This window comes from Janthinobacterium sp. JF4 (assembly GCF_059617925.1).
Genome location: NZ_JCAQAV010000009.1, coordinates 36,049 through 59,148, shown reverse-complemented (window position 1 = coordinate 59,148; position 23,100 = coordinate 36,049). Strand labels below are relative to the sequence as shown.

The following is a 23,100-nucleotide window of genomic DNA, read 5'->3' as shown; positions in this document are numbered from 1 at the left end:
ATGACACCGAAAATGACACCGAGGATGACCCCGATGATGAAACTGATACCGCTCGCCAGCCTGCTGGCCATGGGCCTGGCCCAGGCGGCCACGCCGACCCTGCCAACGGCGCCGCTGGCCATGCCCGAGCTGCGCATCAGCGACCAAGCCGTCTCTGCCGACCAGCAGGCTTACCGCCTGCTGCAGGAACGCATCAGGAAGCTCAACGACGGCGGCGTGCGCGTGGGCGATTATTACCTGTCCAAGGCGCAATGCTGGCTCGACGTGTCCTTCCATGAGTACACGCGCAACGACCGCTCGGCCTTTCCCCTGCTAGCCTTGCAGGAATCGGCAAAGATCGTCGCCGCGCTGGAAGATGGCAGCACGCCCAATCCCGGCGACGCCACGCCGCTGGTAAACGATGCCACGCGCTTGCGCGAGGATCTGTGGTCCAGCTTTGGAGCGTTGCGCGAGTCGCCCGGTTTCGCCTGCGCGGCGCAGAAGGTGGCGTGTGGCGAAGTGGAACTGGTGCATGCGGGCAATGAGTACAAGCAACAGGGCTGGCGCCATGCGAACCCGTATGTGCAGCTGGCCGAGGATGCGCAGGCCGTCGCCCAGTCCGCCGCTGCGGCATGTCCGGTCGACAAGCCGATACCGCAGCCTGATCCGTTGCCACCGCACCTCGTCCATGAACGCATCACGCTGGACATGGACGCCCTGTTCCGTTTCGACAAGGCGGGAGCGGCCGACGTGCTGCCGCAGGGCGTCGAGAAGATCCGCGAGCTGGCGGCGCGCCTGAAGCAGGGCTACGTGCAGATCGATACCTTGTCCGTGACGGGCCATACGGATCGCCTGGGCACGGACAGCTACAACCAGGCGCTGTCCGAGCGGCGCGCCTTGACGGTGAAACAGTTGCTGCGCGACCAAGGCATCGCCAATGTCATCAGTGCGTACGGCAAGGGCAAGGCGGAACCCGTCGCCACCTGCGAAAAGGTGGCGCCGCGCGCGGCCCTGATCGCCTGTTTGCAGCCGAACCGTCGCGTGGAAATTGAGTTGACGGGTATCAAAAGTTCCGCGAAGGAGGGTGGCGCACCTTAGCGCTACGTCATAAGCCGGTCATATGCCGCTGCTATGATGCTCTTGTTGGCACACAGCATGCGGTGCGCAAATCACTACGTTCCGGGAGCGATAGGATGCAGGCATGACTCAACAGCTTAGCCGGTGAGCTCAACCATCGGCACCAGACACGTAAAACTTGTTTTATAGTAATGATCGCAGGGTGGGGCAGGGGAAATGCAGGGAGCGGGCGGGGATTTAATGAAGTCCTAAGCCTGTGTCGACGAAGGACTGGCATAGTGGATACATGGCGCACGGAAACCCCGAGCGCAAGGTTGCCGGACACCTCAATGACCGGCACGATTTCTACTTTTTCATGTGTTTTCCTGCTTTATCCCTGCGCTCTGAAACAGCGTTTCAACCGGCTACCGCACTTTGCGAAGCCGGTTTTTTTTTGCCTGCATTTTCATCGTATCCCGGCGCCGCAGCGCCGGGAAAACAGATTAACCCGCCTGCTTCGCCAGCCACGCATCGACGGCGGGCAGGCGTTCGGCGCGCACCTTGATGCGGTACTTGATGCCGGCCACGGAACTGTCGGCGTCGCCGCGCGCGCCGGCCGGCAGGTGCGCTTGCGCGTACGCTTCCAGCTTGGCGATCATGTCCGGCTGCGCCGAACCGGCCGCCAGGCGCGGGAAGTAGCGGCTGCGCGAACTGGCGTCGATGCGCGCATAGACTTGCTCCAGGTGCGCCAGCGCGAAGTCGAAGGCCAGTTCCGGATGCCTGCGCGACACGCGCGAGATCATGGCCGGGCTGTTGGTCACGCCCGGTTCATCCGTCAGCGCCAGCGCCAGCGCACGCTGCGCCAGGGCCGCATCGTCGGTTGAGGCCAGCAAATCGTACAGCTGGTTCTTGACCAGCGGCGTCTTTTCCTGCTGCGCCCTGGCGTGCAGCTGCTCCCAGGTGGCGGCGTCCGCATGCTGGGCCACCACGCCCAGGATGGTGCGGCGCAGCGGCGTGGGCAGGGCGGAGGGATCCTGTTCGCTGGCCGCGTAGCGGCGGCGCGCCTCTAGCAGCACGCCGGGCTCGCCCATGTCGCCGAGGATGGCAATCAGGCGGCCGCGCAGGGTCGCCACGCTCGATGCTTCGCCCTTGCGCGCTTCCCAGCCCGTCTGCGCCATCATCGGCGCCAGGCGCGCCACGGCAAAGCGGCCGAAAGCCTGCTGGCGCGCTTTGCTTTCTACGCTGTCGCCCGCATACTGTTCATACAAACCGTTGAGTGATGCGGCCACCCGGCCCAGCACTTGCGGGTCGGCCGACAGGGGCGTGGCCTTTACCAGTTCCAGGAAACTGGCTGGGTCTTGCAATCCCGCCATGCCCAGCGACTGGCTGTCCGCCAGCAAGCCCAGTTGATCGATCGGCGCCAGGCGCGCGAAGCTGCCCGCCAGCGCGCGCGTGCCGGCGGGCGCGTACACGGTGCGGTAGTAGCCGCTCTGGCCCGCGTTCACCAGCAGGGCGCCGCAACCGGGCACGTTCAGGGTCGCCTTGCCATTCTTGAGCACCACCTTGGCCAGCTTGCCGTTGCCGACCGTCGAAGCGATGACGGGCACTTTCCACGACAGCGGCTTCTTGTCCGGCTGGTCCTTGGAAAACTCCGTCTGCGTCAGGGTCACGCGCGTGCGGCCCTTCCTGCATACGGCTGCGCCCACGGTGATCATCGGCACGCCCGGCTGCAGGGTGAAATCATGGGCGATGGCGCTGACAGGCTTGCCGGCGGCCGCGTCGACTTCGCGCCACAGGTCGTCGGACACCGTATTGCCATACGCATGCTTGCGCATGTAGCTGCGCACGGCCGTGCGCCATGTGTCGGCGCCCACGTAGGCTTCGAGCATGCGGATCACCGCTTCGCCTTTTTGATAGGTGATGCCGTCGAAGGCCTGGCTGGCCTGTTCCACGGTGGCGATGCGCTGCACCACCGGATGCGTGGTGCGCAGCGCGTCCTGGCTCATGGCCGATTCGCGCCCGCCCACGCTGGACAGGGCCGTGTTCCACTCGGGGTGCAAACGCTCCGTGGTGCGGCTTTCCATCCATGACGCAAAGCCTTCGTTGAGCCACAAATCGTCCCACCAGCGCATGGTGACCAGGTCGCCGAACCACTGGTGCGCCATTTCATGCGACAGGGTGGTGTAGATGTTTTCCTTGTCGGTCTGCGTCGAGATGGTCGGGTCGAGCAGCAGGCCGTATTCGAAGGTGAAGACGGCGCCCCAGTTTTCCATGGCGCCGAAGAATTGGCTGCGGCCCGGCGCGGCAATGTTGTCGAGCTTGGGCAGCGGGTAGCGCACGCCGAAATAATCGTTGTACTCGCGCAGCAGGGCGGCTGATTCGTCCAGCGCGAAGCGGCTTTGCGCCAGCGCGCCCTTCTTCGTGATGACGCCCACTTCCGTGCCCTCGCTCATGACGGTGGCGCGCTCGAAGTCGCCCAGGCCGAAGAACAGCAGGTACGTCGACATGCGCGGCGTGGTGGCGAAGTACACGTGCTTCATGCCATTGCCCAGCTCTTCACTCCTGACGATCGGCATGTTGCCGACGGCCATCTGGTTACTGGGGACGACCACGTCCAGCGCGAAGGTAGCCTTGTAGTCCGGTTCATCCCACGACGGCAGCATGCTGCGCGCGTCGGAATTTTCGAACTGCGTGTACAGCGCGCGCTGGCGGCCTTCGGGTGTGTCGTAGTCGAGCGAGAACAGGCCCGTGGCCTGCGTGCCGATCTTGCCGCTGTAGTCGATGCGCAGCAGGTACTCACCCCTGGCCAGGGGCTCGGCGAAATGCACGCTGGCCGTCTGCTTGTCCGCGTTGAAGTCGATCTTGCGCGTCACCTGCTTGCTGCCGCCCGCGCCTTCGATGGCGGCGGCGGTAAACGCCAGGTTCAGCGCATTGAACGTGATGCTGCTTGTCGGCGTGTCGACGGCCACCTTGATGGCCGCTTCGCCCTTGAAGGTCGAGGCGGCGGCATCCGGCGTGATCGACACAATGTAGTGCAAAGGCGTGACGCCGCGCGGCAGCTGCGTGGTGGTGCCAACGGCGTGGCTGGCCGACGCGTATCTGGCGGCGGGCGCGGCGCGGCCCGGGGTGACGGCGGCGATGGCGGTCAGCGCCAGGACGGCGGCGGCCAAATGGCTGCGGCGGAAACGCGGAGTCGGTGTGCGATGCATGGTATGCCCTTCGTTCATGGGTAAAACGCCCGCCAGCCGGGTAGGCTGCGGACGTTGATGGCGGTTGGGGGACATCGCTGGAACTGAAGGCCAGCGTTCCCGTACAGCAATCTAAGTGGAAACGGGGTCAAAGTCAACGCGCCACGGGCGCCGCACCATGATGGCGCGCTGGTATGATTGTGAACCACCATAACGAGACGAGACCTGCACATGAAACTGACTATCAGCCCCCGCACGCCCAATCCGCGCCGCGTCACGATGTTCATCGCCGAGAAGGGCATCACCGGCATCGAGGAAGTGGCGCTCGACCTGATGGCGGGCCAGCACCGCGATCCTGCTTTCCTGGCGAAAAACCCGCTGGGCCGCGTGCCCGTGCTGGAATTGGCGGACGGGCGCGTGCTGACCGAAACGCGCGCCATCTGCACCTACCTGGAAGGCTTGCACCCGCAGCCTAATCTGATGGGCGAAGGCTTCGAGGAGCGCGCCTTCATCGAAATGGCCGACCGCCGCGTGGAACTGCATCTGTTCAGCGCCACCGCCAACTGGGTGCGCCATGGCCATCCGGCTCTGGTGGCGCTGGAAAACCCGCAGTTTCCCGATTTCGCCATGGCGCAGGCGGGCAAGCTGCGCGAGACGGCGCAATGGCTGGACCAGGTGCTGGGCAGTCAGCCCTACATCGCCGGCGAACGCTTTACGATTGCCGACATCACGGCCTTCTGCGCGCTGGAATTTGCGCGCGGCCTGATGAAATACCGGCCCGGCGCAGAAGGCTTGGCCAATCTGCAGGCTTACCGCGACCGCATCGCCGAACGCCCCAGCGCGCAGGCGAAGTAAGCAATCCTGCAGCCGGGTAGGCCGGGTAGGCCGGGTAGGCCGGATTAACGCGTGAGCGCGTAATCCGACACCACCCCATTACTTCAGCTGCTCCAGCAGGAAGGTGTAGGTCAGCGCCCACATCAGCGCCTGCTGGTCGTTGTTGGCGGCGCCCGCGTGGCCGCCTTCCGTGTTTTCCCAGTACAGCGCGTCGTGGCCTTGCTCTTCCATCCTGGCTACCATCTTGCGCGCATGGCCGGGGTGGACCCGGTCGTCGCGCGTCGAAGTGGTCAACAGCACGCGCGGATATTTTTTATCCTTGAAAACGTTCTGGTACGGCGAGTACTTGCTGATGTAAGCCCATTGTTCCGGCACATCCGGGTCGCCGTACTCGCCCATCCACGAGGCGCCCGCCAGCATCTTGTTGTAGCGGCGCATGTCGAGCAGCGGCACCTGGCTGACGACGGCGTTGAACCGGTCGGGACGCTGCACCAGCACGGCGCCCGTCAGCAGGCCGCCATTGCTGCCGCCCATGATGCCCAGGTGGCGCGGGCTGGTGACCTTGCGCCTGATCAGATCCTGCGCCACCGAGATGAAATCGTCATACGCGCGCTGGCGGTTCTCCTTCAGCGCCGCCTGGTGCCAGCGGGGACCGAATTCGCCGCCGCCGCGGATATTCGCCAGCACGTACACGCCGCCCTTTTCCAGCCACGCCACGCCGGTGGTGCCGCTGTAGCTTGGTTTGAGCGACACTTCGAAGCCGCCGTAGCCATACAGCACGGTGGGGTTGCTGCCGTCGAACTTCGTCTTCTTGCCCATGATGGCGAAATACGGCACCTTCGTGCCATCCTTCGACGTCGATTCGAACTGCTCCACCTTGTACGGCGCCGCGTCGTAGTAGGCGGGCAGCGACTTGATTTTTGTCCGCTTGTCGCTCTGCGCCGTGGCCAGGTACAGGGTGGTCGGGTTGAGGAAGTCCGTCACCGTCAGGAAGTACTGGTCCGAGTCGACGGGATCGAGCGCGCTGACGGCCAGGGTGCCCAGTTTCGGCGCATCGACGGCGCGGCGCTGCCACTTGCCGTTCACGTGGCGCAGTTCCGTCAGGCGGTTCTTGACCTTGTCCAGGGTCGTCACGAGGATGGTTGATTTCGTCGCCGTGACATTGTCCAGCGAAGACGTGGCCGTGGGCGCGTACAGCACTTCGAGCACCTGCTTGCCCTGCATGAAGGCCTTGAAATCCGTGGCCAGCAGCGAACCTTGCAGATAGGTCTTGCCGTTCACTTTCCAGTCCGAACGCAGGGTGATGACCAGCTGGTCGCGCACGGTGAAGGCCGTAGAGTCGTCCGGTTTCGGCACTTTCTTCAACTCTGCGCCGTCGCGCAGGAACATTTCGCCGCTGTAGAAATCGATCTGCCGCTCGATGAACTGGTGTTCGTGGCCGGGCGTGAAGTCCTTGTAGGCGCCCGCGCTCAGGTCGTCGGGCTTGGTTTCGTACAGCGTTCGCGCCTGCGCCAGCGGCGTGCCGCGCTGCCACTCTTTGATGATGCGCGGGTAGCCCGAACTGGTCATCGAGCCGGGACCGAAATCGGTGGAGACAAACAAGGTGTCCTCGTCGATCCAGCTGGCGCTGCCCTTCGCTTCGGACAGGGTGAAGCCGCCGTCGACAAAGGTGCGTTTGGCCACGTCGTATTCGCGCACGACCTTGGCGTCGCCGCCGCCGCGCGACAGGGAAATGAGGCAGCGTTCGCCCTTCGGATACAGGCAGGAGGCGCCGCCCCAGACCCAGTTTTCATTTTCGCCGGCGGCCAGCTGGTCGAGGTCGATCACGGTTTCCCAATTTGGCTCGGCCAGCTGGTACTGCGCCAGGGTGGTGCGGCGCCAGATGCCGCGCACGTGCTGGGCGTCGCGCCAGAAGTTGTAGTAATACTCGCCTTCCTTGCTGACGTAGGGAATGCGTTCCTTCGAATTGAGGATGGTTTTCAGGCGCGCCTGCAGGGTGGCGAAGCCGGGCCGGGCTTCCAGTTCCCTGGTGGTGACGGCATTGTGCTGTTTGACCCAGGCCAGCGGCTTGTCGCCGAGGACTTCTTCCAGCCACAAATGGGGATCGGCCGGAGAAGTGGACGCTGCGGGCGTGGGTGCTTGTGCATGGGCGATGCCCGCTGCGGCCAGGCCGAGCAGCATGCTGCTGGCAAAGGTGCGATATGACGACATATAGGGTTCCTGGTTGGTCCGATGGAGGCCGCGTTGCAGGCAAAACGGCGCAGCCATGGTGCCATGGATTGCTGTGGGGAACCAGTGTCTATGGGCGACTAGTTTAAAAAAAAGTTACTTTTCCAATATTGTTTGCTGGAATGGAAGCAGGCCGCAGAATCTGCGGCGCATGGTGTACCAGTCCGTGCCGTTGCCGCACTCTGATCTGCGGCGTTCACGGCAATTGATTGACCCACACGGGCGCCGACCAGACGAGGTTGCCATCGTCCTGCGTCAGGCGCACATAGTAGAAATGGGGGCCGGGCGCGGGCGTGAGGGTGAGCTCGGCCTGATCCGATAGCTGCGTGACGGAGCCGTTACCGCCCGGCACGCCGTGGAAGATGGCGACGACGGCCGCTTGCCGCCCCGCGCTGTTGCTGAAATGGGTGGCCAGGTGCAAGGGGCCGTGGTTGTCGAAGCGCTCGCCCATCAGCTTGCCATTGGCCGTAAACAGCAGTTGCGCGTGCTTGTCCATGGTGGCAAACACGCGGCGCGCGCGCAGCGCTTCGACGAAGCTGTCGCGGGAAACGGGCATGCCGGCGGCCGGGCTGGCCACCAGCACGGCCGTGCGGTTGCCATACGACGCGCCCCAGTTGGCGCAATGGTTGTCCTGGTTGCTGCTGAAGGCCACGTGGTAGCCGGCCGCCAGGGCCCGGTTGCAGGCTGCCTCATAGTTGCTGCGCCGCGTCTCCGTTTCCTCGTCGTTGGTGGAAAACGCGGACGTATTCATCACTTCGCACAGTACCATGGCCGCGTCGCCGTCCGGCGTGTAGCCGAGCGGCTGGCCGTTGACGAGAAACTGGCCCGTTTGCGCAGGGTGGTTGAACTGACCCAGCCAGCCCCGTTCGCGCATCAGCGCGTACAGGCCCGCATAGTCGCCCTTCGGCGTTTCCACCTCGGCCAGCAGTTCCCCGCTGGCATTTCGTTCCCAACCCAGCAATTGGTCGCCATTGACAATGTTCACATGGCCGCCCTTGTTGATGACGCCCCACTCCATGCCATACAGGGCCAGAAACCCGGGGTGGGCGGCTGTATACGCGGCCGCTTCGGCCAGGCCCGTCTGGTACAGGGCTATTGCTTCGGCTGGGGTGGCAGCGCCATTCGTGCCGTCGGAACCGTCATACATATGGTTGTGTTCGGACGTCAGCAGGGCGTCGAGCCCATGCTGCTGCGCATATTTGTAGGCATCGATGGGGCCGTAGGGCGCCGTTTGCGGGTCTTGCGCGCCATGGCAGGCATCGAGCGCCGCGCCGCCGTCGCTGTGGCGCGTCTGGCTGTGCAGGTTGGCGTAGACGATGCGGTAGCCGGGCTGGCCATCGAGGCTGGGCAGTTGCTGCAGGCCGGCCTGGAAGGCGGGCACCCTCGGCGCCGTGCCGACGCCCCGCCGCACCAGGATGGGCCACTGCTGTTCCACCTGCGCTTGCTGTGGCGTGCCGGCATCGGCCACGGCCAGCAGGCGCAGCTCATATAAACCGTCCGGGACCGGCACGCGCCGTTCGCGCGCCTCGGCGTCGGCGCGGCCATCCCAGGGCACGGTGATGCTCTTGCCGCCGGCGCCCACCTGTTCTGCGCCCGACCAGCGCCGCAGCACGGCGCCTTGCGACCCCGGGCCGGACAAGGTCAAGGTCCAGCGCACCGCATGGGTGCGGCCTTCGTCGGGATAGGCGAGGCGCACAATAAATGTACGTGACTGCGAGGTACGCGCCTGCGTTGTCCGCTCGCCGCGCGCGGCGTGAAAGGGCGCGACGACGGTGGCGTCGAGCTCGCTGTGTTCCTTCGGCTCTTGCGCGCCGGCACTGTTGCTCCATGTCATCAGTAACAACCCGGCGCACGTGCAAGCCAACCATGGCGGCCGTAGCCAACGCAATGTCTTGACCATCGTGGCCTCCCGCGACTGCTTCAGATGGTGGTTTAGACAAGAGATGCCACGTACTGGTTCCCGCATGCACCAGCAAGTGGCGCCCTTGCACCGTCAGGTGCCATGACATGACGCAAAGCCGGTGCGAATGGTGCTGCGTGCCCGTCAGGGAAGCTGGCACGGCACTTGCTAAACAGAAGGTACGGATCAACGGCGATCCCCTGAATAAACGCACAACGGTCCAACGACGGACCACATGGACAACGGCGTCCGCCCAGGCTGATTTTTTTCATCGGCGGGGGCGGGCGCCGTTTTTGTTTGCATTTTTGTTATTTTCGGGATACTTCGGGAACCTATCATGGCCAGCCAAAAAGCAACGCGCATCGCGCTCTTCTCCCTCGCCACGCCGCCCATGCGCGCATTCCACCTGACGTGGATGGCATTTTTCGTGTGTTTCTTCGCCTGGTTCGCCTGCGCGCCGCTGATGCCGGTCATCAAGGGCGAGTTCGGCCTTTCCTTGGCGCAAGTGGCCAACATCAATATCGCGGCCGTCGCCATCACCATCCTCGTGCGCCTGATCGTCGGACCCCTGTGCGACCGCTACGGCCCGCGCAAGACCTACACGGGCTTGCTGCTGCTGGGCGCCATACCCGTGCTGGGCGTGGCCGCTTCGCAAAGCTATGAAAGCTTTCTGTTCTTCCGCCTGGGCATCGGCGCCGTGGGCGCCAGTTTTGTCATCACGCAATATCACACCTCCGTGATGTTCGCCCCGCGTGTCGTCGGCACGGCAAATGCGGCGGCCGCCGGCTGGGGCAATGCGGGCGGCGGCGCGGCGCAGGCGCTGATGCCCTTGCTGCTGGGCGCCGTGCTGATGCTGGGCGTGTCCGAATCGCTGGGCTGGCGCGTGGCCCTGCTGGTGCCGGGCGTGCTGATGCTGGTGATGGCGGCCCTCTACTGGCGCTATACGCAGGATTGCCCGGAAGGTAATTATTCGGACTTGCGTGCCGCCGGCGTGGCTATCGAGGGTGGAAAGAAAGGTGGCTGGGACAGCTTCAAGGCCGCCAGCTCCAACTATCGCGTGTGGCTGCTGTTCGTCACCTACGGCGCCTGCTTCGGCATTGAAATCTTCATCCACAACATCGCCGCCGTGTACTACGTCGACCATTTTGGCCTGTCCTTGAAATCGGCTGGCTTGGCCGCGGGCAGCTTCGGCTTGCTGGCCCTGTTTGCCCGCGCTTTGGGCGGCTGGATGTCCGACAAGCTGGCCCTGCGCGGCAACCTGAACAGCCGCGTGACCCTGCTGTTCATGCTGATGATCGGCGAAGGCGTGGGCCTGCTGTGGTTTGCCAAGGTCGACAGCGTCACCTACGCCGTCATCGCCATGCTGGTCTTCGGCCTGTTCACCCACATGGCGTGCGGCGCCACCTACGCGCTCGTCCCCTTCATCGACAGCAAGGCTCTGGGCGGCGTGGCCGGCATCATCGGCGCCGGCGGCAACGTGGGCGCCGTGGCGGCCGGCTTCCTGATGAAGGGCACGGGCGACATCCGCCAGACCCTGCTCATCCTGAGCGCGCTGGTGGTGATCTCGGCCCTGTGCGCCATCGCCGTGCGCTTTACCCGTGTAGCGGCCGAACCGAACATGGCCGCGGCCTGAGGAGACAGCAATGAACCACCCCTTGAACATCGTCGTCCTTGGCCATGGCATGGTCGGGCACAAATTCCTCGAACGCCTGGTCTTGGAAAACGCGCCGCACCTGCATGTCACCGTGCTGTGCGAAGAGCCGCGCCCGGCCTATGACCGGGTGCACCTGTCCGAATTTTTCAGCGGCAAATCGGCCGAGGACCTGTCGCTGGTGGCGCCCGGCTTCTTCGACAAGGGCAACGTCGTGCTGAAGCTCAATGCGCGCGCCGTGTCCATCGACCGCGCGGCGAAAACCGTCACGGCCAGCACGGGTGAAGTGCTGGCCTACGACAAGCTGGTGTTCGCCACCGGCTCGACGCCGTTCGTGCCGCCGCTGCCGGGCAAGGAGCGCGATGGCTGCTTCGTCTACCGCACCATCGAAGACCTGGAAGCCATGCTGGCCTGGGGCGGTAAGTCAAAAACGGGCGTGGTGATCGGCGGTGGACTATTGGGTCTCGAATGCGCGAAGGCCTTGCGCGACTTGAAGCTCGACACCCACGTGGTGGAATTCGCCCCGCGCCTGATGGCCGTGCAGGTCGACGAGGGCGGCGCGCGCGTCTTGCGCCGCAAGATCGAAGAGCTGGGCGTGACCGTGCACACGCAAAAGAACACGCTGGCCATCGTCGACGGTGAGGCGGCCACGCACCGCATGCAGTTCGCCGACGGCAGCCACCTGGAAGCGGACATGATCGTCTTCTCGGCCGGCATCCGCCCGCGCGACGAGCTGGCGCGCGCCTGCGGCCTGGACGTGGGACCACGCGGCGGCATCGCCATCAACGACAGCTGCGTCACCTCCGACCCCGATATTTATGCGATCGGCGAATGCGCGCTGTGGGGCGGCCTGGTCTTCGGCCTGGTGGCGCCCGGCTATGAAATGGCGCGCATCGCGGCGCGCCATGTGCTGGAAGAGGAGGGCGAAGCGTCGTTCAAGGGCGCCGACATGAGCACCAAGCTCAAACTGATGGGCGTGGACGTGGCCAGCCTGGGCGACCCGCACGGCAATGCGCCGGGCAGCCGCTCCTACCAGTTCATGGACGAGCGCAAGCAGATCTACAAGAAGATCGTCGTCTCCGATTGCGGCAAATACCTGCTGGGCGGCGTGATGGTGGGCGACGCCAGCGAATACGGCACCTTGCTGCAGATGATGCTCAATAAAATCGAGCTGCCGGCATCCCCCGAATTCCTGATCCTGCCGCAGGCGGACGGCCAGCAAAAGGTGGGCCTGGGCGTGGACGCCTTGCCCGACTCGGCGCAAATCTGCTCGTGCAACGACGTGTCGAAGGGTGCGCTGTGCGCGGCCGTCGCCGATGGCGCCACCAGCATCGGCGCCCTGAAAAGTGCTACGTGCGCGGGCACCGCGTGCGGCGGCTGCGTGCCGCTGGTGACGCAGATCATGAAGGCGGAAATGCAGAAGCAGGGCCTGGCCGTCAACAACCACGTATGCGAGCACTTTGCGTACTCGCGCCAGGAATTGCACCACCTGGTACGCGTGGGCAAGATCCGCAGTTTCGGCGAACTCTTGGGCGCGCATGGCCAGGGCCTCGGTTGCGACGTGTGCAAGCCCGTGGCGGCGAATATCCTCGCGTCTTGCTGGAACGATTTCGTGCTCTCTCCCGTGCACGCCAGCCTGCAGGACAGTAACGATTATTTTCTTGGCAATATCCAGAAGGATGGCACCTACTCCGTCGTGCCGCGCATGCCGGGCGGCGAAGTGACGGCCGACGGCTTGATCGCCGTCGGCACGGTGGCGAAAAAATACGGTCTCTACACGAAAATCACGGGCGGCCAGCGGGTCGACCTGTTCGGCGCGCGCGTCGACCAGTTGCCGGCCATCTGGGAAGAATTGATCGCGGCCGGCTTCGAATCTGGGCACGCCTACGGCAAGTCGCTGCGCACGGTGAAATCGTGCGTGGGCTCCACTTGGTGCCGCTATGGCGTGGCCGACAGCGTGGGCTTTGCGATCCAGCTGGAAAACCGCTACAAGGGCTTGCGCACGCCGCACAAGATCAAGTTCGGCGTCTCCGGCTGCACGCGCGAATGCGCCGAGGCGCAGGGCAAGGACATCGGCCTGATCGCCACGGAGAAGGGCTGGAATTTGTACGTGTGCGGCAACGGCGGCATGAAGCCGCGCCATGCGGAACTGCTGGCGTCCGATCTCGACGAAGCGACCCTGGTGCGCTATGTCGACCGCTTCCTGATGTTCTACGTGCGCACGGCCGATCGCCTGCAGCGCACCAGCGTGTGGCGCGACAACCTGGAAGGGGGCCTCGATTACCTGAAAGCCGTCGTCGTGGCCGACCGCCTGGGCATCGCCCACGAACTGGAAGCGGACATGCAGCACGTGGTCGACACCTATGCCTGCGAGTGGCAGGAAGCCGTCTCCAACCCCGCCGTGCGCCAGCGTTTCCGCCATTTCGTCAACAGCGAGAAGCACGATGAAAACGTGGTGTTCGTGGAAGAGCGGGGCCAGATACGGCCCGCCACGCCAGATGAACGCCGCGGCGCCGTGATCCCCATCCTGGCAGTGGAGGCTTGAGCCATGAATGCGATGAATGAACTTTCCGGCGCCAGCGCCGACAACTGGGTGGCCATCTGTCCCTTGACCGACATCGTGCCCGACACGGGCGTGTGCGCGCTGCTGAATGGGCGCCACGTGGCCGTGTTCCGCGTCGGCGATGCGGCGCCGCGCGTGTACGCCATCGACAATGTCGACCCGAACGCGGGCGCTTCCGTGCTCTCGCGGGGCCTCGTGGGCAGCATCGGCGAGCGCGTCGTGGTGGCGTCGCCCATCTACAAGCAGCACTTCGATTTGGCCAGCGGTGAGTGCATCGAAGCGCCAGAACACTCGGTGGCCGCCTGGCCGGCGCGCGTGTTTGCGGACATGGTGTGGGTGGCCCTGTGAACCCGCCCCGGCGTCCTTCTTTGGTCGTGGTCGGCAACGGCATGGCCGGCATGCGCACGGTCGAGGAACTGTTGAAACTGGCGCCCGACCTGTACGACATCACCGTCTTCGGCGCCGAGCCGCATGGCAATTACAACCGCATCCTGCTGTCTCCCGTGCTGGCCGGCGAAAAGTCGGTGGACGACATCATGCTGCATACGCGCGACTGGTATGCGCACAACGGCATCACCCTGCACGCGGGCGACCCGGTCGTGCGCATCGACCGCCAGGCGCGCACGGTACAAGCGCTGTCCGGCATCACGGTAGCGTACGACCGCCTGCTGCTGGCCACCGGTTCCACGCCCTTCATCGTGCCCGTGCCGGGCCACGAACTGCCGGGTGTGATCGGTTTTCGCGATATCGCCGACGTCGACACCATGCTGCAGGCGGCGCGCACGCACCGCCACGCGGTGGTCATCGGCGGCGGCTTGCTGGGGCTGGAAGCGGCCAACGGCTTGCAACGCCAGGGCATGGACGTCACCGTGGTGCACATGAGCGGCGCGCTGATGAACCAGCAGCTCGACGCACCCGCATCAATGCTGCTGAAATCGGCGCTGGAAGCGCGCGGCCTGCGTTTCCTGATGCACGCGCAGACGTCCGCCATCCTGGGCCGGGCCCGCGTGGAAGGCGTGCAGTTTGCGGACGGCAGCAGCATCCCCGCCGACCTGGTGGTGATGACGGCCGGCGTGCGCCCGAACATCGCCCTGGCGCAAGCGGCCGGCCTGCACTGCGAACGGGCCATCGTCGTTGACGACTGCCTGCAAAGCTACGACCCGCGCGTGTACGCCGTGGGCGAATGCGTGCAGCACCGGCGCGCCACCTTCGGCCTGGTCGCGCCCATCTGGGAACAGGCGCGCGTGTGCGGCGCGCACCTGGCCGGCGCGGGACACCGCCGCTACGTGCAGCAGGCCAGCGCCACGAAATTGAAAGTGACGGGGATCGACCTGTACTCGGCCGGCGACATCATCGGCGGCGAGGGCAGCGAAGACCTGGTGCTGCGCGATCCGCGCCGCGCAATCTACAAGCGCTTGGTGGTGCAGGGCAGCCGCCTGGCCGGCGTCGTGCTGTATGGCGACGTGCAGGACGGTCCCTGGTACTTCGACCTGATCCAGCAGCGACGCGACATCAGCAAGCTGCGCGCCCATTTATTGTTTGGCCAGGCGCTGTGCGCCCAGGCCGCCTGACAGGACATCTCATGACAAGCTGCACGCCCGTGAAAACCACTTGCCCGTATTGCGGCGTCGGCTGCGGCGTGGAAGCGACACGCCTGCCCGATGGCGCCATCCGCATCGCCGGCGATAGCAGCCACCCGGCCAACCTGGGCCGCCTGTGCGTCAAAGGCTCGGCCCTGGGCGACACCCTGGACCTGGAGAACCGTTTGCTGCAGCCGCAGGTGCGCGTCGACGGCGTGCTGCAGCGCGCTTCCTGGGATGCTGCGCTGGACCAGGTGGCAGGCGGCCTGCGCGCCATCATCGATGCACATGGCCCCGACGCCGTGGCCCTGTACGTCTCGGGCCAGCTGCTGACGGAAGACTACTACGTCGCCAACAAGTTCATGAAGGGCTATGTGGGCAGCGCGAACATCGACACCAATTCGCGCCTGTGCATGTCGTCGGCCGTGGCGGGCCACAAGCGCGCGTTTGGCGAGGATATCGTGCCTGGCTGCTATGAAGACCTGGAACTGGCCGACCTGATCGTATTGGTCGGTTCGAACACTGCCTGGTGCCATCCGATCCTGTTCCAGCGCATCGCGCGCCTGAAGGAAAGCCGGCCCGAAGTCAAAGTGGTCGTGATCGACCCGCGCCGCACGGCCACCTGCGAGCTGGCCGACCTGCACCTGCCCGTCAAACCGGGCACCGACGTGTGGCTGTTTAACGGCTTGCTGTGCCATCTGGCGCGCGAAGGCGTGGTCAATGACGCTTTCGTCACGCAGCACAGTGCCGGACTCGATGCAGCGCTGGCGGCGGCGCACATCGATTGCGGCGACCCCTTGCAGGTGGCGGCCATCTGCAAGGTCGACCCGCAAGCCTTGCTGGTGTTTTACCAGGCGTTTGCCGCCACGCGCAAGGTCGTCACGGCGTTTTCGCAGGGAGTGAACCAGTCGTCTTCCGGCACGGACAAGGTCAACAGCATCATCAACTGCCATCTGGCGACGGGCCGTATCGGCCAGCCCGGCATGGGGCCGTTTTCCCTCACGGGCCAGCCGAACGCCATGGGCGGGCGCGAAGTGGGCGGCCTGGCCAACATGCTGGCGGCGCACCTGGAGCTGGAGAATCCGCTGCACCGCGAGACCGTGCAAACCTTCTGGGACTCTCCGCGCATGGCAAGCAAGAATGGCTTGAAGGCCGTGGAACTGTTCCACGCCATCGAAGCGGGCAAGGTCAAGGCCGTGTGGATCATCGCCACCAATCCGCTGGTCAGCATGCCGGACGCCGACCAGGTGCGCCGCGCGCTCGAAAAATGCGAGCTGGTGGTGGTGTCGGACATCAGCGCGCAGTCGGACACGAACGCGCATGCCGACGTGCTGCTGCCGGCCCTGGGCTGGGGCGAAAAGGATGGCACGGTGACGAACTCGGAGCGGCGCATCTCGCGCCAGCGGGCGTTCTTGCCGGCGCCCGGCAAAGCGCGCGCCGACTGGGACGTGCTGTGCGACGTGGCGCGGCGCATGGGTTATGCCGGTTTCGATTTCACGTCGCCGCAAGCCATCTTCGACGAACACGCGCGCCTGTCCGCCTTCCGTAACGAAGGGACCACACAGCGCCTGTTCAACCTGGGCCACCTGGTGGACATGGATGCGGCGCAGTACGACGCGCTGGCGCCGCAGCAATGGCCGCAGGGCCAGGCGAGGCTGTTCGGCGACGGCCGCTTCGCGCATGCGGACGGGCGCGCGCGTTTCATTCCCACGGCGCCGCGCGCGCCGCGCAACCGGCCCGACGAAGACTATCCGCTGATCCTGAACACGGGCCGGGTGCGCGACCAGTGGCACACGATGACGCGCACGGGCAAGGCGGCCAAACTCTCGGGCCACGTCGCCGAAGCGTTCATCGACCTCCACCCGCAGGATGCATTGCTGTACAGCGTGCGCGAAGGCGAGCTGGCGCGCGTCTCCAGCGCCTGGGGCGCGATGGTGGCGCGCGTCGTGCATGGCGGCGGCATCGCGCGCGGCCAGGTCTTCGTGCCGATCCACTGGAGCGACGCGAACGCGTCCGACGCGCGCGTGGGCGCCGTCGTCAACCCGGTCGTCGACCCTGTCTCGGGCGAGCCCGAATTCAAGCACACGCCAGTGCGCATCGAGCAGTTCCGCGTGCACTGGCATGCGTTTGTCCTGAGCCGCACGCCCTTGAACCTGGACGGCGTGGCGCACTGGACGCGCATCCAGGGCGAGCAGTTCCTGCGCTACGAACTGGCGGGCCGCCAGCGCATCGAAGACCTGGGGGCCTGGGCGCGCGCGCTGCTCGGCGTCACGGACGACAACGCCGACTGGCTCGACTATGCGGACGCCAGCGCCGGCGTGTACCGCGCCGTGCACCTGGACGAGGGGCGCATCGCGCAATGCGTGTACGTCTCGCCCCGTCCCGACCTGCCGTCGCGCAGCTGGCTGGCGGGCCTGTTTGCGCACGCGCAGCTCGATGCCGCCGACCGCGCCGGCGTGCTGCTGGGCCAGCCCATTGGCAAGGGCATGGATGGCGGCCCTACCGTCTGCTCGTGTTTTGGGGTGGGGCGCAACACCATCTGCGCGGCCATCGCCGAGCAAAAACTGACGACGACGGCGCAGGTAACGGCCTGCGTCAAGGCGGGCGGCAATTGCGGTTCCTGCGTGCCGGAGATACGACAATTGCTGTTTGAGGCGCGCAGCGCTGCCTGATAATCTGTCCTTTCCTGCGCGGCTTTGCTATATTGCCAGCTCTACAAGGGGAGAGGCAGTGTGATGACAGCAGGACAACACGACACGGTCTGGCTGACGGGCTTGAGCGGCGCCGGCAAGACCACCGTTGCGCTGGCGCTGGCACAAGCGCTCAAGGCGCAGGGCCGCGCCGTGACGGTGCTCGACGGCGACCAGCTGCGTCATGGCTTGAACCGCGGCCTGGGTTTTACGCCGGAAGACCGGCATGAAAACATCCGCCGCACGGCCGAAGTGGCGCGCCTGATGAACGCGGCGGGCCTGACCGTCATCGCCGCCCTCATTTCGCCGTATCGCGCCGACCGGGCCATGGCCGCCGCCATCATCGGCACGGCGCATTTCATCGAAGTCCACGTCAGCACGCCGCTGGCCGTGTGCGAGGCGCGCGACCCCAAGGGTTTGTATGGAAAGGCGCGCGCGGGGCAACTGCCGCACTTCACGGGCATTTCCGCGCCATATGAAGCGCCGCTGGCGGCCGCGCTGACCCTGGACACGGGGACCCTGGCGCTGGACGAGTCGGTCGGGCGTCTGTGCCGGTATTTGCAGCAGCGGCTGTGACGGCGTGGCGGCGATGCGTATGACCTTGCGCAAACTGCTGCGCCGGCGCCTGCCCGCCAGCCTGAAGGCGCGCATGAGCGTGGTCGTCTTCCTGCTCGTGCTGGGCGCGGTTGCCTCGCTGGCGCTGGCCACCCTGGCCGTGGCCGAGCGCGGCATGCGCGACGTGACGGGGCGCCAGCAGTACGTATCGCTGGCCAGCGCCGCCGTCTTCATCGACGAGGAACTCGACGCCAAGCGCAATGTCCTGCGCGCGATGGCAGACAGCCTGGCGGCCGGCGGCGCGCACGATGGCGCAAGCCTGCAGCGCTTCCTGGCCGCGCAAACGGTGCTGGGTACGGAGTTTTATTCGGCCGGCGTGGTGGGCGCCGACGGCCTGCTCCTGGCCAGCGTGAGTCCCTTCAAGCCGCAGGCGGGGCTGAGCGTGAAGGGCCGGCCCTACTTTGAACAGACGCTGAAGACCCGGCGTTCGGTGATTTCCGCGCCGCTCAATGGCAGCATTTCCGGCATGCCCATCGTGGTGGTGACGCAGCCCGTGTTCGATGCGCAGGGCGGCGTGCGTTACGTGCTGGCGGCCAGCGTCAACCTGCGCCAGCCCGATTTCCTCGGCCGTCTCGGCGCCCTCAAGCCGGGGCCGGGCGGCTACCTGTACATCATGACCAGCGCAGGCATCATCGTCGAGCATCCCGACAAGTCGCGCATCATGCAGCATATCGAAGCCCATGGCCCCGTCAGCGAACCGACGCGGCGCGCCATGCAGGGCTACGAGGGCTGGCTGACGGGCGCCACCACGCAAGGCGTCGATGCGCTGTTTGCCTACCACCGCATCGCTTCGACGGGCTGGATACTGGTATCCGTCTATCCCATGAGCGACGCGTTCGCGCCGCTGCACGCCATCCGCAGCAAGATCCTGCTGGCCGCCGTGCTGCTGGCGGCGCTGGCGGGCCTGGCCGGCTGGCGCGTGGTGCTGCGCCTGCTGCAGCCACTCGAGCGCCTGCGCCGCCAGGTGCACCAGATCCGCCGCCAGCGCCTGGGCATCGAGGCGCTGCAGATCGAGCGGCGCGACGAGATCGGCGACTTGAGCCGCGATTTCTACTCGCTGGTGGCCGAGCGCGAAATCGCCGAAGCGCAGACGCGCGACAGCGAGCGGCGCCTGAAACTGCTGACGGACCACGTGCCCGTGGTGATCGTCTACATCGACCGCGAGCACCGCTACCAGTTCATCAACGCCACGTTTGAAAAATGGTTCGGCAGGTCGCGCGAGGAAAGCCTGATGCAGTCGATCCGCGAGGTGCTGGGGGAGGAAGCGTATCAGTTGCGTGAAGCCTACCTGCTGCGCGCTTTTGCGGGCGAAGAGGTCGAATATGAATTCACCATCGATGGCGAGGGGGACGCTGGTCGGCGCGCCTTCCAGACCAGCTACGTGCCCGACGTGGGCGAGAGCGGTGCGGTGGAAGGCGTGTATGGCCTGATCCACGAAATCACCAAGACCAAGGCGATGCACACGGCGCTGCAGTTTGCCGCCGCCACCGACACCCTGACGGGCATCGCCAACCGGCGCCGCTTCGACGAGCAGCTGGCGCAAAGCATGCAGCGCACGCGGGCCGCGCGCGCGCCGATGGCGCTGGCCTATCTCGATATCGACCGTTTCAAGGCCATCAACGACAGCCTGGGACACAAGGCGGGCGACGAGGTGCTGAAGGAATTCGCTTCGCGACTGGTGCGCAGCGTGCGCGCCAGCGACCTGGTGGCGCGCCTGGCCGGCGATGAATTCGTGATCATTCTCGAAGGCGTGAACGGCGCGGCCGAAGTGCGCCAGGTCGGCGCCAAGATCATCGACGCCATCCGCCAGCCCTTCGACCTGGCCAGCGGCGCGCTGCCGGTGACGACCAGCATCGGCATCGCCATCTTCCGCGAAGGCGCGCTGACGCCGGCGCAATTGCTGGACCTGGCCGACCAGGCCCTGTATGCCGCCAAGGGGCAGGGCCGCGACGGCGTGGCGCTGCTCGAGGCGGCGCCGTAGCTACTACAGGCTGGCAGTCCAGTGGTCGAGCTGCTGCGTGGTGGCCGTCACGCCGCCGCAGACGATGACGAGCACCTTGCGGTAGGGCGCCAGTTCCGGCGCCTTGCCGTAGACGGCGGCCAGCGCCGCGCCGCAGGCCGGCTCCACCACCAGGCGCTGGTCGGTGATAAAACGCTGGCAGGCATCGACGGCGGCCCGGTCCGACACCACCACGCTGTGCAGCAGGCGCGTCTGGCTGATGGTGTATGCCTGCGCGCAGACCTGGCGCGCGGCCAGCGAGGTGGCGATGCTGGTCACGGCGGGCAGGGCCACGTGTTCGCGCGCGGCCACGGCGGCCGCCAGCGAAGCGGCGCCCTGCGTTTCCACGGCCACCAGGGCCACGTCATCCCAGCCATTGCGCTGCAAGCCTTCGGCCACGCCGGCCAGCAGGCCGCCGCCGCCCACCGACAGCACCACCGCGTCCGGTTTCAGGCCCGCGCGGGCCACTTCATCGATCATGCCCGCGTGACCCTGCCACAGCAGCGGGTCGTCAAACGGATGCAGGAAGGCGTCTTGCGGCGTGAGCATCGATTGCGCCAGCGCATTGGCTTCCTGCCAGGCGGCGCCGTGCACGATGACTTCGGCGCCTTCCTGCGCGATCAGGGCCCTGGCCCGCGCGCTGGTCGTTTCCGGCACGACGACGATGACGGGAATGCCCAGCTGGCGTCCCGCATAGGCGACGGCGATGCCGGCATTGCCGCCGGAAGAGGAGATGAAACGGCTGGCGCCGCGCCGCGCGTATTCTTCGCAGGCGAGGCCGATGCCGCGGATCTTGAAGGAGCCGGGCGGCTGCAAGGCTTCGAGCTTGAGCCAGATGGCGCGTTCGCTATGCAGGCTCAGGGCGCGCGAATTGAGCAAGGGAGTTTCGATGTGCAGGGCCATGCGTGTTCCTGGTAGACAGTCAGGCCAGCATCATAGCCGAAGCGTCCGTGTCACCGTGTCACCCTTGCCGGATGGGTTACTACTGCTAGTTCAGCGGGGCGCTCTTGAGCTGATGCGTGCGCGCCACTTCCTTCATCGCCTCGAGCAGGTCGTCGCGCAGCTGGCGCGGCAGCTGGCCGAAGAATTCCTCGTCGTTCTGGTCGGCCATCTCGGCCAGCACGGGCACCAGCGCCTCGCCCTCCGTGGTCAGCTCGATCGAATGCTGGCGGCGGTCGGCCAGCAGGATCGACTTGCTGACCATGCCCTTGCTTTCCAGGCGGTCGATCAGTTTCGAGACGGCGCCCTTGCTCATGCCGGACACTTGCGCCAGCACCGTGGGCGAGGTGCAGCCCAGGCGGAACATTTCGCGCAGCACCACCCATTCAGAGACCGTCACGCCATTGGCTTCGGCTTTTTTCTGGAAGCTGTGGGAAACGTGGTTGGAAACGAAACGCAGCCAGTAGCCGAGATGGGCTTCCAGCTCGCTGACAGGGACGCTGTTGGGATGGGCGGCTTGCGGCATGGCGGCCGCTTCAAAATTATGGCTCATTTCTTTTCCTTCACTGGGCGGCGTTGCCGGCATGGTTAAGGCCTTCACGCTTGCTGTCGAGTGGTTTGTTTGGGAACAATCATCGTGCTTGAGGTAGTTCTAACACTGTTTTCACAGGAAATCACTTACCGGCAAAGAGTTTTTCCTTTTTTTCTTGCTCTGAATGGATAAAAAGCAATATCAAGCAAATAATCGTATTGCCGGAGAGGAAGATTAAAAAAATAACTCATGTTGCATCAATGGTAACAGCATTTTTGCCGAATTGATAAATATTTCATATCATTCCGCACGCTTGCCCACAGACGACGTATTGCCCACGCGACAGTGCGAGGTTTTCCTGCAGAAATGCGGCCCGTTCAGGCCAGCACCACCTTCACGCCCGCTTCGCGCAATACTTCGGCAAAGCGGGGCGGCGGCGGCGCATCCGTAAACAGGATGTCGACTTGCGCCAGGTCGGCCAGGCGCACCAGCGCCTTGCGGCCGAATTTGTGCTGGTCGGCCACCAGCCACACTTCGCGCGACTGTTCGATGATCGCTTGCGCCACCTTCACTTCACGCGCGTCGAAGTCGCGCAGGCTGCCGTCCTCGTCGATGCTGGAGATGCCGATGATGCCGATGTCGACCTTGAACTGGCGGATGAAGTCGATGGTCGCTTCGCCGACGATGCCGCGGTCGCGCCCGCGCACCACGCCACCGGCCACGATGACTTCGCAGGCGGCGTTGTCGGCCAGGATGGCGGCCACGTTCAGGTTGTTCGTCACCACGTGCAAGCCCGTGTGGCGGCCCAGCGCACGCGCCACTTCCTCGGTCGTCGTGCCGATATTGATCAGCAGCGAACAGCCGTGCGGCACTTGCGCGGCGACGGCGGCGGCGATGCGCCGCTTGGCGTCGCTGTTGAACACTTGCCGCTGGCTGTAATCGATGTTTTCCACGGACGAGGGCAAGCCGACCCCGCCGTGATAGCGGGCCAGCAGGCGCGCTTCTTCCATCTGCTTGACGTCGCGGCGCACGGTTTGCGGCGTCACGTCCAGCTGCTGGGCCAGCTCTTCGACGGACATGGTGACCTTTTGGCGCACCACTTCGAGCAGGCGGCGCTGGCGGGGATTCAAAATCATGGGTTTGTCTCTTTAAAAATCACAAACGAACAAAAACGAACAAATAGTGATGAAAATATGTTGCTATGAGTTCGTATTCTGGCGTAATCTTATCCATATTGAATTCGTATTACATCTGTATTGATCTTAACGACAGTCGCCGGCGATGCCTAGTCTTTCCTCGCCGGCCTTTCCCTGACAGACACGGAGTCCCGATGGCCGCAGCACAG

15 protein-coding genes are annotated in these 23,100 nt (G+C 65.3%); 9 read left to right on the top strand and 6 right to left on the bottom strand.

All coding sequences use genetic code 11. From position 1 onward, the window contains the following. The first annotated feature begins 33 nt into the window (after window positions 1-33). On the top strand, window positions 34-1,077 hold the full coding sequence (locus AC54AF_RS10435; RefSeq protein WP_496636489.1) for an OmpA family protein: 1,044 nt from the start codon (window positions 34-36) through the stop codon (window positions 1,075-1,077). 461 nt (window positions 1,078-1,538) lie between these two features. Here the strand turns inward: AC54AF_RS10435 and AC54AF_RS10430 are convergent, their stop codons facing one another. Further along, window positions 1,539-4,244: a M1 family metallopeptidase gene (locus AC54AF_RS10430; RefSeq protein WP_496636488.1), complete on the bottom strand. Its 2,706-nt coding sequence runs from the start codon at window positions 4,242-4,244 to the stop codon at window positions 1,539-1,541. Window positions 4,245-4,454: 210 nt separating this feature from the next. On the opposite strand from AC54AF_RS10430, the gene AC54AF_RS10425 reads away from it, so the two are divergent. Next, complete coding sequence (locus tag AC54AF_RS10425; RefSeq protein ID WP_496636487.1) at window positions 4,455-5,078, top strand: glutathione S-transferase family protein; 624 nt, start codon at window positions 4,455-4,457, stop codon at window positions 5,076-5,078. A gap of 78 nt (window positions 5,079-5,156) precedes the next feature. Here AC54AF_RS10425 and AC54AF_RS10420 read toward each other — a convergent pair whose 3' ends face one another. Together AC54AF_RS10420 and AC54AF_RS10415 are read right to left on the bottom strand one after the other, a co-directional pair. Next, window positions 5,157-7,268 (bottom strand): prolyl oligopeptidase family serine peptidase, encoded by a 2,112-nt coding sequence (locus tag AC54AF_RS10420; RefSeq protein ID WP_496636486.1) that lies wholly within the window; start codon window positions 7,266-7,268, stop codon window positions 5,157-5,159. A 214-nt stretch (window positions 7,269-7,482) separates the two neighbouring features. Next, window positions 7,483-9,120 (bottom strand): CehA/McbA family metallohydrolase, encoded by a 1,638-nt coding sequence (locus tag AC54AF_RS10415; RefSeq protein ID WP_496636485.1) that lies wholly within the window; start codon window positions 9,118-9,120, stop codon window positions 7,483-7,485. Between the two features lie 403 nt (window positions 9,121-9,523). Between AC54AF_RS10415 and AC54AF_RS10410 the strand changes: the two genes are divergently transcribed. The 7 genes from AC54AF_RS10410 (at window position 9,524) to AC54AF_RS10380 (ending at window position 20,266) form a co-directional block, all read left to right on the top strand. After that, a complete protein-coding gene (locus AC54AF_RS10410; RefSeq protein ID WP_496636484.1) occupies window positions 9,524-10,819 on the top strand; it encodes an MFS transporter in 1,296 nt (431 codons plus the stop codon). 10 nt (window positions 10,820-10,829) lie between these two features. Next, on the top strand, window positions 10,830-13,382 hold the full coding sequence (gene nirB / locus AC54AF_RS10405; protein WP_496636483.1) for a nitrite reductase large subunit NirB: 2,553 nt from the start codon (window positions 10,830-10,832) through the stop codon (window positions 13,380-13,382). A 12-nt stretch (window positions 13,383-13,394) separates the two neighbouring features. After that, the gene (gene nirD, locus AC54AF_RS10400) at window positions 13,395-13,748 is read left to right on the top strand and encodes a nitrite reductase small subunit NirD (RefSeq protein ID WP_131686406.1); all 354 of its coding nucleotides are present in this window, start codon (window positions 13,395-13,397) and stop codon (window positions 13,746-13,748) included. Further along, window positions 13,745-14,971 (top strand): NAD(P)/FAD-dependent oxidoreductase, encoded by a 1,227-nt coding sequence (locus AC54AF_RS10395; RefSeq protein WP_496636482.1) that lies wholly within the window; start codon window positions 13,745-13,747, stop codon window positions 14,969-14,971. The genes nirD and AC54AF_RS10395 overlap by 4 nt, the downstream gene beginning before the upstream one ends. An 11-nt stretch (window positions 14,972-14,982) precedes the next feature. Continuing rightward, entirely contained in the window at window positions 14,983-17,652 is a 2,670-nt protein-coding gene (locus AC54AF_RS10390) for a molybdopterin-dependent oxidoreductase (RefSeq protein WP_496636481.1), read from the top strand. A gap of 63 nt (window positions 17,653-17,715) precedes the next feature. After that, window positions 17,716-18,246 carry an adenylyl-sulfate kinase gene (gene cysC, locus AC54AF_RS10385; RefSeq protein WP_496636480.1) on the top strand — a complete coding sequence of 177 codons (531 nt, stop codon included), beginning with the start codon at window positions 17,716-17,718 and terminating at the stop codon, window positions 18,244-18,246. A 19-nt stretch (window positions 18,247-18,265) separates the two neighbouring features. Next, the gene (locus tag AC54AF_RS10380) at window positions 18,266-20,266 is read left to right on the top strand and encodes a diguanylate cyclase domain-containing protein (protein ID WP_496636479.1); all 2,001 of its coding nucleotides are present in this window, start codon (window positions 18,266-18,268) and stop codon (window positions 20,264-20,266) included. Between the two features lie 3 nt (window positions 20,267-20,269). On the opposite strand, the gene AC54AF_RS10375 is transcribed toward AC54AF_RS10380, so the two are convergent. The 3 genes from AC54AF_RS10375 to AC54AF_RS10365 all read right to left on the bottom strand — a co-directional run bounded on the left by AC54AF_RS10375 (window position 20,270) and on the right by AC54AF_RS10365 (window position 22,891). Next, window positions 20,270-21,187, bottom strand: coding sequence for a pyridoxal-phosphate dependent enzyme (locus AC54AF_RS10375; RefSeq protein WP_496636478.1), 918 nt, complete (start codon window positions 21,185-21,187; stop codon window positions 20,270-20,272). 85 nt (window positions 21,188-21,272) lie between these two features. Further along, the gene (locus AC54AF_RS10370; RefSeq protein ID WP_496636477.1) at window positions 21,273-21,776 is read right to left on the bottom strand and encodes a MarR family winged helix-turn-helix transcriptional regulator; all 504 of its coding nucleotides are present in this window, start codon (window positions 21,774-21,776) and stop codon (window positions 21,273-21,275) included. A gap of 356 nt (window positions 21,777-22,132) precedes the next feature. Beyond that, window positions 22,133-22,891 (bottom strand): DeoR/GlpR family DNA-binding transcription regulator, encoded by a 759-nt coding sequence (locus tag AC54AF_RS10365; protein WP_193316641.1) that lies wholly within the window; start codon window positions 22,889-22,891, stop codon window positions 22,133-22,135. Window positions 22,892-23,100: the final 209 nt, after the last annotated feature.